Genomic DNA, 12,642 nt, shown 5'->3' with positions numbered 1-12,642 from the left:
TAAGGTTAGAGGTGATGAAGATGCTTTCCAAACATAATTCAATTCAACGTGATCAGCTTGAAATGGTTGCGTTAGATCAACTGGTACCTGAAAACCATTTAGTACGAAAAATGGAGGCTGCAATTGACTTCTCCTTCATTTATGATTTAGTAAAAGATACATATTCAGAAGTAGGTCGTCCAAGCATTGACCCGGTAATTTTAATAAAGCTTACTTTTATTCAATATACCTTCGGTATTCGGTCCATGCGCCAAACCATTGAGGAACTAAAAACAAACATGGCTTATCGCTGGTTTTTAGGATATGGATTTTATGATAAAGTTCCTCACTTCTCTACCTTCGGTAAAAACTATGAGCGTCGTTTTAAAGATACTGATCTATTTGAACAGATCTTCTATCGAATCTTAAAAACGGCCACGGAAAAGAAATTAATTAGCGCTGAACATGTTTTTATTGACTCGACACACGTAAAAGCAAGCGCGAATAAACATAAATTTGCGAAGAAAGTTGTGCGTAAGGAAACACGCGCATATCAAGAACAGCTTCAAACAGAAATCAACGATGACCGTGAAGATCATGGGAAGAAGCCATTTCCACCTGATAAATTTGAAAAAGAGGAAACAAAAGAGATCAAAGAAAGTACCACAGACCCAGAAAGTGGCTACTACGTCAAAGACGAACGCACTAAACAGTTTGCTTATTCGTTTCATGCCGCCTCTGATCGCAACGGATTTATCTTAGGAAATATAGTTACACCAGGAAACATTCATGATAGTGGAATCCTTGAGCCTTTAGTTGAACGAGTGATTGATAGAGTTGGAAAACCTGAAGCCGTTGCCGCAGACGCAGCTTATAAAACACCTGCCATCACGAAGTACTTAATTGAACATGAAATAACACCTGCACTCCCTTATACACGACCACGTACAAAGGATGGATTCTTCCGAAAGCACGAATATGTTTATGATGAACATTTTGATTGTTATATTTGCCCAGCGGGCAAAATTTTGAACTATTCAACTACCACCAAGGAAGGCTACCGTGAATACAAATCATTGAAACAGACTTGTGCCACTTGTTCATTATTGCACCAATGTACACAGAGTAAGAATCACCAAAAAGTGGTGACCCGGCATATTTGGCAGGAATATGTGGAGGAAGCGGAACATCTTCGCCATCACAAAGATGTAAAACCAATATACGCAAAGCGAAAGGAAACGATTGAACGTGTTTTCGCTGATGCAAAAGAAAAGCATGGAATGCGTTGGACAACGTTAAGGGGACTTAAAAAATTGTCGATGCAAGCGATGCTTACTTTCGCGTCCATGAATTTAAAGAAAATAGCCAACTGGACGTGGCAGGACCCAAAAACAGTATAAATCTGAGGATAGGATAGCTGCATTCTGTCCTCTAAAGGAATAAAAATAGAAAAAAACTTCAAAAGGGGTTCGGAATGAGACCATTCCGAACCCCTTTTGTCTACAATCTGAAAGGACCAATCATATGATTGATCCTTAAACTATTCTGCTATCTGCTGCAAAATTTTTTAAAATAAATCGTAATAATTATATTCCAATTCCCTCAGATTGCTCATACTTCTTTCTATGAATCTTAGATAAAACAAAAATAGATAAAATGAGTAAGGCAAACACTAATACTAAAGTAAATGCACTACCTGTGATCCCAGCAACAATATAGCCAACAAACGCAATTGAAGCATTAAGAAGTGCATAAGGCAATTGTGTTTTCACATGATCGATATGGTCTGCACCAGCTCCAGTCGACGATAAAATCGTTGTATCTGATATTGGTGAACTATGGTCTCCCATGATTCCGCCTGAAAGAACAGCACCGATGCAAACTAATAAATGTGCGTCAAGTGCCACAGCCATCGGGATAGCGATTGGAAGCATAATAGCATATGTCCCCCATGAAGATCCTGATGCAAGTGACATTAAAACACCGACTAAAAATAGAACGGCTGGGATAATAAATGCAGGCACATTTCCATTCATAGCTTCAACAATAAAGTTAGCCGTACCCATTTCCTTCATTACCTGACCAAGCGACCAAGCCAGGATTAACGTAACGGCAACATAAACCATCTTTTGCATCCCTGTTGTATAGATATTAAAAATGTCACTGAATTTCTTCAACTTATATACAAGCATTAAGATAATAATCGTAATAGCAGCAAATAAATAGGCAGTAGTTAAAGCAACCCTAAAATCATTTCCAGCCACTGGCTCAAATGGGAACCCATATGAAATCAGTAAAGCGAATAGAGTAACAAATAACACTAACAATGGCAGCCAAATTAATATCGCATGCCGGTGTTCCGTTCCTTCTTCAGCATTCTCAGCTCTTCTTAATGGCTTAGAAGTTGGCCAGTACAATTCTCCCGAAGTTTGAACTCTGCGCTCAGCTTTTGCCATTGGCCCAAAATCTAACTTCGTAAGAGCAATTAACGGCACAAGTGCTACTGCCAATATTGCATAAAACTGAAAAGGTATAACCTGGACGAGAGTGGTAAATTCAGATGTCGTAATATTTAATGCTTCATATTCCTTTTGAATAAGACCCATAATGTATACGCCCCATCCAATAAAAGGAATTAACACAGCGACTGGTGAAGACGTTGAATCAATAATCCACGCTAGCTTCTCTCTAGAAATCTTTGCCTTATCAAAGATCTTTTCAAAAACTGGTCCAACAATAAGTGGCGTACCCAAATCGGAGAAGAAGATGATAATTCCTCCGAACCAAGCCGAAATCTGTGCTTTTGCCTTCGTATTAATAAATTTAATCGTATTCGCTGCAAGAGCGGCTCCACCGCCCGACTTTTCCATAAGTCCTACAAATCCGCCAATAAAAAATAATAAAACAATAATAGCTGCATTGTAGCCATCCGCGGCAAGAGTAAATAAGTAGTTTCCGATCGTCACTGTCGTTGCCTCAAGAGGATTCCCTCCGACTAGAATGAGTACCCCAATAAAAGCACCAGAAAACAGAGACACTACAACGTTCTTTGTTATGATGGCAAGAATGATTGCAATAATTGGGGGAAGTATTGATATCCAGCCCATGTGTTCCATAAATATTCCTCCTCATTAATAAATATACATAATTTATGTATAAATATAAAATGGTTAAATTTATAAAACCACTTTAAAGTTAGATTATATGGGATATAAAGGTGGAATGCAATAAGCTATTTTGAATAAATATAAAAATTTTAATCAACTCTCATACGCTTACAGCATCTTATTAAAATGAATTTTCATACATAAAATGCACTAATTGAATATCACTTATTTCATATCTTACAAGAGAATATACATCATTTTTGTTAATCTAACTTTTAAAAAAACAAATTATAAAAACTACTAGAGTAAATTCAGCGGAAGAATCGGAAGATGAGGTTTGGGGCTGTAGAATTAGTTCAATAAAGTGGCCTTATATGATTGGGGGTATGGCTTTGTCCTTTAAATCTAAAAAAGGAGTATCGTTAACTATTTCATTTAATGTGGATTGAGTGAGGATTTTTAATACTTGAATTGAGAAATTTTGCATTTGGAGTTAGCATTCCTGAAATAGATAAAGGCAAGAGCCACTAGACTCTTGCCTGATTTTTATTTTAATTTTAACTCCGTCACTACCTCAACATGAGAAGTCTGCGGAAACATATCCACCGGCTGAATCATTTCAATCTTATACTTCTTGCTTAATACATCAATATCCTTCGCAAGTGTAGATGGATTACATGAAACATAAACCACTTTCTTTGGTTTCACGGTAAGAATGGTCTGGATTAGCGCGCGGTCCAGTCCTGTTCTTGGCGGATCTACGATGATGACATCTGGTTTCCAGCCTTCTTTTACCCATTTTGGAAGCAGTTCTTCCGCTTTGCCGGTAACGTATTTTGCATGCTTGATGCCATGACGTTTCGCATTTTTCTTCGCATCTTGAATGGATTCTGGAATGATATCCATCCCGCGGATTTCTGACGCTCCGTCAGCAACCCATAAACCGATTGTTCCAACACCACAATATGCATCAGCGACTTTTTCTTTACCCGTTAGTGCGGCCGCTTTTTTGACTTCATCATAAAGCTTTACGGTTTGCTCAGGGTTCAGCTGGAAGAAGGTTCTTGCTGATAATTCAAATTGCAGATCGCCTAATGTTTCTTGAATGAAATCACTGCCGTCGAGGTTGAACGTTTCTTCCCCAAAGATTAGCGACGTTTTTTGGCCGTTAATGTTTTGAATGATGGATTTGACTTCTGGCAGTCTGCTTTTAATTTTTTCTATTATTAATGCCTTTTTGGGCAGTTCTTTTTTAGCTGTGATCAGGACGATTTGCAGTTCGCCTGTTTGAATGCCGACACGGGCGACAATTGTGCGGACGATTCCTTTTCTTGTTTTTTCATGGTAAATCGGGATTTGCAGATCCTGAAGCACTTGTTTGACTGTTTCGACTGCAGCATTTGTTTGCGGATGCTGAACGGCACATTGCTCGATGTTGATGAGTTTGTGGGAGTTCAGTCCGTATAGTCCTGCAAGCACTTTGCCGTTTTGTGTTCCTACTTGGAATGAGCTTTTATTCCGGTAGCTCCATGGATTGTCCATGCCAATGGTTTGTTTTATATTTAAATCTTCAACCTTCAATCTTGAATGGCGTTCTAATGATTGAATGACGATATCGCGTTTTTCCTTGAGCTGCTGGGTGTATTCCAGATGCTGCAGCTGGCATCCTCCACACTGGTCATAGACCGGACAAGGCGGCACAACGCGATGCTGAGACTTTTTGCGTACTTTTTTTATTTTACCTTCTGAAAATTTCGGATGTACCTTTGTCGCTTCAACGACAACTTCTTCGCCTGGAAGAGCGCCTGGAACGAAGACAACTTGTTTTTTAAAGTAGCCGACTCCTTCTCCATTGATGCCAAGTCGTTTAATTGTCAGCGGAAAGGTTTGTCCTAATTTTAACTGAGCTGTTTGGTTTTGAGTCATTGATATCACTCCAATTTATTCGATGCTTCTCCATAAATAGAGTGAAGCATAGCTTAAGTATGGCTCCCAATGCTGGGCGTATATTTGCATTTCTTCCTGGGTTGGCTTTACTGGTAAATCATATAATTTTTTGAGGGCATTTTGTATGCCAATATCTGCCGTGGGGAAAAGGTTCGGTCTGCCGAGTCCAAACATCAGGAAATTCTGAACGGTCCACGGACCAACTCCCCGCAATTTGATTAGTGTATCATAAATTTCCTCATCAGACATGTTCTTTAACTCTTCATATTGTAAATATCCTTCGGTTGCGGCCTTTCCAATACCGATCACATACTCTGCTTTTCTTCCACTAAACTGGAGTTCCCGCAGCTCTTCAATTGAAAGCTGGGCCACCGTTTCGGGGAGCGGATAAAAAGGCACACCATCTTTTTCAAAGCCAAATGTGCGTACAAATCTTTCGGTTAATGTGTAGGCGAATTTTAGGTTAACCTGCTGATGAATGATGAGTTTCATAAGTGAACTGTATGGATCGAACTCTAGGAACAGCGGTGTTCCACGGTGATCTGTAAAAATCTCTTTCAAGTCTGTTTTGATGAAAAAATCATGGATTGGAGCAAGCTTAATATTCCATTGAAAAATAGCTGCAATTCGCTGTTGGGCTTGTTTTTGATAAGGTTCTTCAATTCCTGAAATTTTGAATTTTGGTTCATCTGTTGTTCCAAACGCTTGGACTTTTGCGACAACTGGTGTTTTGTCGATTAAAAGAGGGACTTTTACAAATCTTTTTTCCATATCAACAACATGCAGCGGATCAAGCGCTAATCTGCTTAGAACTAAATCGAAATTATATGGTCCTTCTACTGTCAGTATATCCATATTTCCCCGTCCTTGTTCTTTTACCTGCATTATAACAAAAAGATCGAATCCAGTCAGAAGCAGAGCTGGATTCGATCTTTTATTATTCAGTATAGCATTGGGTTGTTGATTTCTCGCGACCACATTAAATCGTCAATACTTTTAAATGTATAGCCGCGTTTCTTTAAATCTTGAATCGCTTTTTCCAGTGCTTCGGCATTGTCCTTTGAAACGGTATGGAGCAGGAGAATACAGCCTGGATGGATTTGTTTCATGATATTGTCGTACGCGTATTGCGCACCTTTTTGCTGATCCGTCTTCCAGTCAATAAAAGCTAATGACCATAAAACATGTGTGTAGCCCTGTTTTTTGGCCAGGTCTAGTGTTCTTTCGCTTAAAATGCCTCGTGGCGGACGTAAGTAGTTCATTGTTTTAATTCCGGTAAGCCTTTCGGTTTCTGCTCTGACTTTTTCTAATTCGCGGGTAAAGCGCTCTTGATCGACAGTTGTCATATCAGGATGATGCCAAGAATGGTTCCCAATCGTATGGCCTTCAGCAGCCATTCTTTTTACCAGATCTGGAGCCGTGTTTAAGTAGTGTCCTGTAATAAAAAACGCTCCGGGCACTTTTTCTTTTTTCAGCACATCAAGAACTTGTGCTGTATAGCCATTTTCATACCCGTTATCAAAGGTTAAGTATATATCCTTTTTCGTTGTGTCACCCTTATAAAAAGCATCGTATTTCTCTAAAAGATCATCAAGCGGTTTACCCGCTTCTGCCGGCACTTCGTTTGAAGCTTTTTTGAAGCCCCAATGGATCGCTTTATTTGATGTTTGTGCGCTGGCTGTAGTTGCACCCAATAGTAGAATGAAGGTGAAAATGATACTCCTTTTTAACATCTTTGTCTCCTCCAGGATTTTTTCTTAGTTTCTGTTTAAATGCTGGAAACATTAATGACAATTGTATCCTTATGTGGGTGGTAGATTTTGGGTTGGCTTTTGAGTAATTGTTGAAGAGAGTAGTTAAGTGCATTTGTGACTTTGTGATGGGATTTAGCTGTAATAGGGAGTTTATATAGATTATAGAGGTGGGTTCTTGGCTTTTCGCGACATTGTTTACCTTTTTCTGGATTATAAAGGGGTGTTTCTCTGCTTTTCGCGACACTAGTTACCTTTTTCTGGATTATCGAGGGGTGTTTCTCTGCTTTTCGCGACACTGTTTACCTTTTTCTGGATTATAGAAGGGTGTTTCTCTGCTTTTCGCGACACTGTTTACCTCTTTTTGGATTATAGAGAGGTGTTTCTCTGCTTTTCACGACACCATTTACCTTTTTATGTATTATAGGGGGGGGTTTCTTGGCTTTCCACGACAATCTGGATTACAGTGGTGTATTTCTCTGCTATTCACGACATCATCGTTTAATTTATTCTCCCCCACTCACACTTAAAAATCCCCCGCAAACCAATGCCTGCAGGGGATCACAACTTTATTTAAAAACAGGTTCTTTAAACTGTGCCAGTTTTTCAAGGGATGACTTGTCTACATCTTTATGAAGGCTGTTGCCGTGAGAGTCCATTGTGACAACGGCTGTGAAGCCTTCTACTTTTAGGTGCCACATCGCTTCTGGAATTCCAAAGTTCATGATGTCAACGCCTTCGACCGACTTGATACAGTCTGCATAGTATTGTGCAGCACCGCCGATTGCATTTAAGTAAACTCCGCCATGTTCTTCAAGCGCCGCAAGTGTTTTTGGTCCCATTCCGCCTTTTCCGATGACAGCGCGGATGCCGAATTTTTTCATGATATCGCCTTGGTAAGGTTCTTCACGGATGCTTGTTGTTGGTCCGGCAGCCTTAACATGCCATTTGCCTTCTTCATCTTTCATCATAACAGGTCCGCAGTGGTAGATGATTTGTCCGTTAAGATCAACCGGTGCGTCATGCTCCATTAAATGATGGTGAATCGCATCGCGGCCGGTATACATCATGCCGTTAATTTTGACGACATCTCCGACCTTTAAGCTGCGGATTTTCTCTTCAGTAATCGGTGCCTGCAGTTCAATCACCGCATTATCCTCTGAAGTCGCAGCTACTTCCTGCTCTGCATCCGTTTTTCCAAAATCAATCTGTTCTCCGTCCTGATACATCCAATCTTGGATTTCGCCAGTTGCTGCATCAATTGTGATTCCGAGACGGCGGAATGCCCAGCAGTTATAAGCAACAGACACGAAGAAGCTGGCAGGAATACGGTTCATGACGCCGACTTTACAGCCTAGCAGCGTGATTTCTCCTCCAAAGCCCATTGTGCCGATGCCAAGCTTGTTGGCATTTTCAAGTACATACTCCTCAAGCTTGCGCAGATCTTCGTTTTGATTGACATCTTCAACAGAACGAAAAAGCTGTTCTTTTGCTAGATCATATCCAGATGAACGGTCTCCACCGATGCCAACACCAATAAAGCCAGCGCTGCACCCTTGTCCTTGTGCTTGGTACACAGAGTGCATGATGCATTTGCGGATGCCGTCTAAATCACGGCCAGCACGGCCCAGGCCGTCCAGCTCACATGGAAGGCTGTACTGGATATTTTTATTTTCACAGCCGCCTCCTTTTAAAATAAGGCGGGCATCAATATAGTCTTTTTCCCATTGTTCAAATTTAATAACAGGTGTCCCTCCGCCAAGGTTGTCCCCGCTATTTTCACCTGTTAAGGAATCAACAGAGTTTGGACGCAGCTTGCCGTTTTTCGTTGCCAGTGCAACAGCGTTCGTAATTGCTTCTTTAATCACAAGCTGATTGACGCCAACTGGTGTTTTGATTTTAAAGGTTGGAAGTCCGGTATCCTGGCAGATTGGCGAGATATTATCGTCCGCCATTTTGATATTGTTTGTGATCGTGTCCAGGCTCATTGCAGATCTTGTTCCAGCGCTTTCTCTTTCTTTTCCAGCTCGAATCGCACGGCGAACATCGTTTGGCAGCTTTGTTGACGTTTCGACCACTAAGTCATACATGCTTTGCTGTAATTTTTCAAGATTCATTATTGCCTTCCCCTCTCTCTTCTCCCCTGTTTTGCCCATTACAATTCTAAATATTTTCTCTTTTATTATACCCTGTTCTCCTATGTGTGCAAGGGATTGAATACGCTTACGAATATCTGCCATTTTGACTACATTGCCTGGATAGTTTAGGACATCTTATTGGGTAAGGAGGGTTGTTTATGAAAATTAGGGTGTTATTATTCTTAATGATTTTCTTATGCACTCAGGTGGGAATTGCTAGTGCGGAGAGCCCGCTTACAGCTGCATTTATTCGGGATCATCAGTTATGGATTAAGCAGGGAGAAAAAGAAGTGCAGCTGACCAAGGATGCTTATGTTCGTTCCCCAAAATGGTCTTATGATGGCCGCTTTATTGCTTATACAGATGGAGATGAGAGCGGCGAGAAGTCAGAGCTTTTTATTTATGATATGGAGAAAAAAGAGAGTTTTCAGCATTATCCTCATGTTAATACTTTTAGCTTTAAATGGTCACCTGTACGAAATCAGCTGGCTTATTTGGATGGCGGTGTATTGAATATTACTAAGGTGCGAAATGGCCGTCCAAGTGGTTTTAATAATGTCTCATTAGGTGTGACTAAATTCGATTGGTTTCCAAATGGAAAAGAATTAATTGTTTCAACTGAGGCAGCTTTGCTTCCCACTGGCTGGGGACCCATCCGGTTATATAAAGTCGAAGCAGATGCAAATCTCTCCAAAGATAAGATTCATTCATTTCACACCATTAAGAATGAGAAAGATTTTTTTGCCATATATATCGACTATTTTAAATGGAGTTCAGATGGTAACTGGGTTAGTATGCTCGCTATTCCAAATGCTTCTTCTGCTATGGACAGCAATGCGTTATGCGTTCTTTCAAGTAAAGGGAAACAATTTCAAAAGATCGGTAATATGTTACGGGATAAAAATTGGATTAAATGGGCCCCAGCATCCAATCAATTAGCCTATATATCTGGCGAAGGACGATTTTTTGTAAAGGATAAAAAAACAGCCATAGCCGACATGCCTGCTATTAAGAGTGAAAAAGTTTATACACCAGAAGGGTTTGTTGATTTGGATTTAGAATGGTTCTCTCAAAATGAGGTAATTGTGGCACGGGCGAAAGAAAATCTGGAGTGGAACGAAGGACCGGTGCCGACTATGTACACTGCTTTATATGTGATTGATATTCATTCAAGCATCCAAAAGCAAATTTCTTTTCCTATGAAGGGGGAACTTGACCTGGATCCGCAGGTGGTTGGAGATATGCTTACTTGGAAGCGGAGTAGTGATGTGTACCGTCCTGGTGATGTGTGGGTAAGGGATGGAGTAAACGGAGAAGAGTATGTTTGGCTGAAAAACATTGAAGAGGCGCCAGTATTTTATAAGAAACGAGGAAATTAGAAAGGTTTTTCATAAAATGTGGTCCAAGGAGGCATCCTGTCCTCTTAAAGGGCAATTTATCACCATAAAAGCTCTAATTTTAAAAAGGATTGGCACGTTCAAACCAAGATATCCGCCGTCCATACAAAATATCCGCCATTAAAATGATATATCCGCCGTAAAAAATTTTTATCCGCCGTTATTTCAATTTATCCGCCAAAAACGGCCATTTATCCGCCAAACGCCGAAACTAAAACAAACTTCCAGCAGCAACAAAACAGCCAAAAAGGGCCGCCCGCGCACGAAACACGGTCAGCCCTTCTCCATTACATATCGCGATGCTTAAATTCACGGCATTTGGATTCTAAATCGTCAATCATATCAATTAAGCGGTCAATATCTTCTAGTTCTGTATTTTCAGGCTCGATGGCATCTAATACGTCTAAGAACATATTAAGGCGCTGTTTCAGAAATACTACTTGTGAATTTTTGTCTTGAATCTGGCTACCCATGGGCTCTCTCCTTTCATCTCAGAACAATCGTACAGGAAAAGAAGCTGTGACGCAAATGGATATCCCCTTTATTATGCCCGCCAATTAATCGTTTAAGCCGGCTGCTTTTCCTTCCCGGCTGAAATCTGCGGCTCCATGTAAAAGACCATTTTCACCATCAATCACAATAGCCTGGACATTGCCTATTGAGCTTGGCTCGTCTCCAAAATCAAAGCCCATTGCCTCAAGCTCACCTTTGGCATTCTGATCCATCTCTCCTTCCCATTCGACTAATGGGCCGGTGGTGACAAAAATCCGCGGCTCGTCAATGGCATCTTTAATACTCACACCAAAATCAAGATAATGAACAATCGTTTGGAACACAGACGCAATGATGGTTGGACCACCTGGTGAACCTAGGGTCAAGACAGGTTTACCATCCTTAAATAGAATGGTTGGGCATTTACAGCTGACAGGACGCTTCCCTGGTCCAGGTTCGTTAGTACCGCCTGGATTAGCATCAAAGTCAGTCAGCTCGTTATTTAGTATAAAACCATAATCGCTGACCATGATTCCTGATCCAAATGGATGCTCGACCGTTGAAGTACAGCTTGCGATATTGCCCCACTGGTCGACAACGGTAAAATGAGTGGTTTCGCTTTTTTCCATATCATCCGGCTGTTTCACAGGAGGCTTCTGATCATCTTCAAGCTTCCAAGGATTTCCGAAATCGATGGCATCGTTCCTTCTTTTAAAATTGATATATTGCAGTCGTTCTTTTATATATTGATCATCCAGCAAACCTTCTGTCGGAAGTTCAGCGAATTCTGGATCACCTGAAAAAGCTACTTTATCGGCAAAAGCCAGACGCATGGCTTCTAAAAATAAATAATATTTTTCTTTTGATTTGATGTCATATTTGGATAAATCAAACGTATCGAGAAACTTCAAAATCTGCAGCATAGTGACGCCTCCTGCTGTTGGCGGTGCTGCACTGGCAATTTTATGGCCTCTGTATTCGCCCCAGACAGGCTCATCTACTGCAGCGGAATATTCCTTTAAATCCTCAAGCTCCATTAATCCGCCTTGCTCTTTCAGCTCAGCTACAATCGTTTCAGCAATCTCCCCTTCATAAAAGGCTTTGATGCCTTTTTCCTGGAGCAGGCGAAAAGTGTTTGCCAGCTTCTCTTTGACAAGAAGATCACCTTCACCGAGGGCAACTCCTTCAGGGAAGAAGAATGATTTTGCATGTTCACCTAAACGGTGGCCATGCTGTTCAAGCGCATTGCTTAACACCCAATTGACTTCCACCCCTTCTTCAGCCACATCAATAGATGGCTGAATTAAATCAGCAAGAGGCATCGATCCATATTTTTTTAAGGCAGCATCAAGTGCACTGAGGATGCCGGGAATGCCAACTGCTGATGCATGTGTTGACCTTTCTTTAAATGGAATAACCTCTTCATTTTCATCTAAAAACATGTTCGCATAAGCTGCTTTTGGAGCTCTTGAATGGCCGTTAAAAATTTGCACTGTATCCTCTTTCTTTTGATAGACCATAAAGAAGCCGCTGCCGCCGATTCCTGTCATCATCGGTTCAACGACATTCAATGCAAACTGAATCGCCACAGCAGCGTCCACCGCATTTCCGCCTTTTGCCAACACGTCTCTGCCAATATCGCTAGCGATTGGATGCGCTGTCACAACCATTCCTTTTGTGCCGGTATCTGTCTCCCTTTCATGGGAGGTTTTCTGCATTTCTCTCGTTAATGACTTTGCTCTTCTGCTCATCTTTGGGGTCTCCCTTCACACTTCTTTGATCATAAAAACCTCTGCCGGAGCAGAGGTTTGCATGAAGCGAACTACATAAT

General features: G+C 41.0%; 9 protein-coding genes. 2 read left to right on the top strand and 7 right to left on the bottom strand.

All coding sequences use genetic code 11. The annotated features are described in order from the left end of the window. Positions 1 to 20: 20 nt before the first annotated feature. Positions 21 to 1,379: an IS1182 family transposase gene (locus J1899_RS04340; protein WP_214475360.1), complete on the top strand. Its 1,359-nt coding sequence runs from the start codon at positions 21 to 23 to the stop codon at positions 1,377 to 1,379. Between the two features lie 186 nt (positions 1,380 to 1,565). On the opposite strand, the gene J1899_RS04335 is transcribed toward J1899_RS04340, so the two are convergent. The 5 genes from J1899_RS04335 to J1899_RS04315 form a co-directional block, all read right to left on the bottom strand. Continuing rightward, positions 1,566 to 3,095, bottom strand: a complete 1,530-nt coding sequence (locus J1899_RS04335) for a Na+/H+ antiporter NhaC family protein (RefSeq protein WP_214477828.1) — start codon at positions 3,093 to 3,095, stop codon at positions 1,566 to 1,568. 537 nt (positions 3,096 to 3,632) lie between these two features. Then, complete coding sequence (gene rlmD / locus J1899_RS04330) at positions 3,633 to 5,012, bottom strand: 23S rRNA (uracil(1939)-C(5))-methyltransferase RlmD (RefSeq protein WP_214477827.1); 1,380 nt, start codon at positions 5,010 to 5,012, stop codon at positions 3,633 to 3,635. A gap of 15 nt (positions 5,013 to 5,027) precedes the next feature. Further along, positions 5,028 to 5,888, bottom strand: coding sequence for a DNA-3-methyladenine glycosylase family protein (locus J1899_RS04325; protein ID WP_214477826.1), 861 nt, complete (start codon positions 5,886 to 5,888; stop codon positions 5,028 to 5,030). 86 nt (positions 5,889 to 5,974) lie between these two features. After that, positions 5,975 to 6,766: a delta-lactam-biosynthetic de-N-acetylase gene (pdaA, locus tag J1899_RS04320; protein ID WP_214477825.1), complete on the bottom strand. Its 792-nt coding sequence runs from the start codon at positions 6,764 to 6,766 to the stop codon at positions 5,975 to 5,977. 587 nt (positions 6,767 to 7,353) lie between these two features. Further along, on the bottom strand, positions 7,354 to 8,901 hold the full coding sequence (locus tag J1899_RS04315; RefSeq protein WP_214477824.1) for a fumarate hydratase: 1,548 nt from the start codon (positions 8,899 to 8,901) through the stop codon (positions 7,354 to 7,356). A gap of 179 nt (positions 8,902 to 9,080) precedes the next feature. On the opposite strand from J1899_RS04315, the gene J1899_RS04310 reads away from it, so the two are divergent. After that, positions 9,081 to 10,301: a TolB family protein gene (locus tag J1899_RS04310; protein ID WP_214477823.1), complete on the top strand. Its 1,221-nt coding sequence runs from the start codon at positions 9,081 to 9,083 to the stop codon at positions 10,299 to 10,301. Between the two features lie 305 nt (positions 10,302 to 10,606). Here J1899_RS04310 and J1899_RS04305 read toward each other — a convergent pair whose 3' ends face one another. After that, entirely contained in the window at positions 10,607 to 10,792 is a 186-nt protein-coding gene (locus J1899_RS04305; protein WP_080848407.1) for an SE1561 family protein, read from the bottom strand. 84 nt (positions 10,793 to 10,876) lie between these two features. After that, a complete protein-coding gene (ggt, locus tag J1899_RS04300) occupies positions 10,877 to 12,562 on the bottom strand; it encodes a gamma-glutamyltransferase (protein ID WP_214477822.1) in 1,686 nt (561 codons plus the stop codon). Between the last annotated feature and the right edge of the window lie 80 nt (positions 12,563 to 12,642).

The organism is Cytobacillus gottheilii (assembly GCF_018582665.1).
Taxonomy (GTDB): Bacteria; Bacillota; Bacilli; order Bacillales; family Cytobacillaceae; genus Cytobacillus; species Cytobacillus gottheilii.
This window is presented reverse-complemented; position numbering and strand designations above follow the sequence as displayed.

Bases quoted from the DNA above. Each gene is read 5' to 3' on its own strand.
- J1899_RS04340 (WP_214475360.1), top strand. From the start codon at position 21: ATGCTTTCCAAACATAATTCAATTCAACGTGATCAGCTTGAAATGGTT.
- J1899_RS04335 (WP_214477828.1), bottom strand. From the start codon at position 3,095: ATGGAACACATGGGCTGGATATCAATACTTCCCCCAATTATTGCAATC.
- rlmD (WP_214477827.1), bottom strand. From the start codon at position 5,012: ATGACTCAAAACCAAACAGCTCAGTTAAAATTAGGACAAACCTTTCCG.
- J1899_RS04325 (WP_214477826.1), bottom strand. From the start codon at position 5,888: ATGGATATACTGACAGTAGAAGGACCATATAATTTCGATTTAGTTCTA.
- pdaA (WP_214477825.1), bottom strand. From the start codon at position 6,766: ATGTTAAAAAGGAGTATCATTTTCACCTTCATTCTACTATTGGGTGCA.
- J1899_RS04315 (WP_214477824.1), bottom strand. From the start codon at position 8,901: ATGAATCTTGAAAAATTACAGCAAAGCATGTATGACTTAGTGGTCGAA.
- J1899_RS04310 (WP_214477823.1), top strand. From the start codon at position 9,081: ATGAAAATTAGGGTGTTATTATTCTTAATGATTTTCTTATGCACTCAG.
- J1899_RS04305 (WP_080848407.1), bottom strand. From the start codon at position 10,792: ATGGGTAGCCAGATTCAAGACAAAAATTCACAAGTAGTATTTCTGAAA.
- ggt (WP_214477822.1), bottom strand. From the start codon at position 12,562: ATGAGCAGAAGAGCAAAGTCATTAACGAGAGAAATGCAGAAAACCTCC.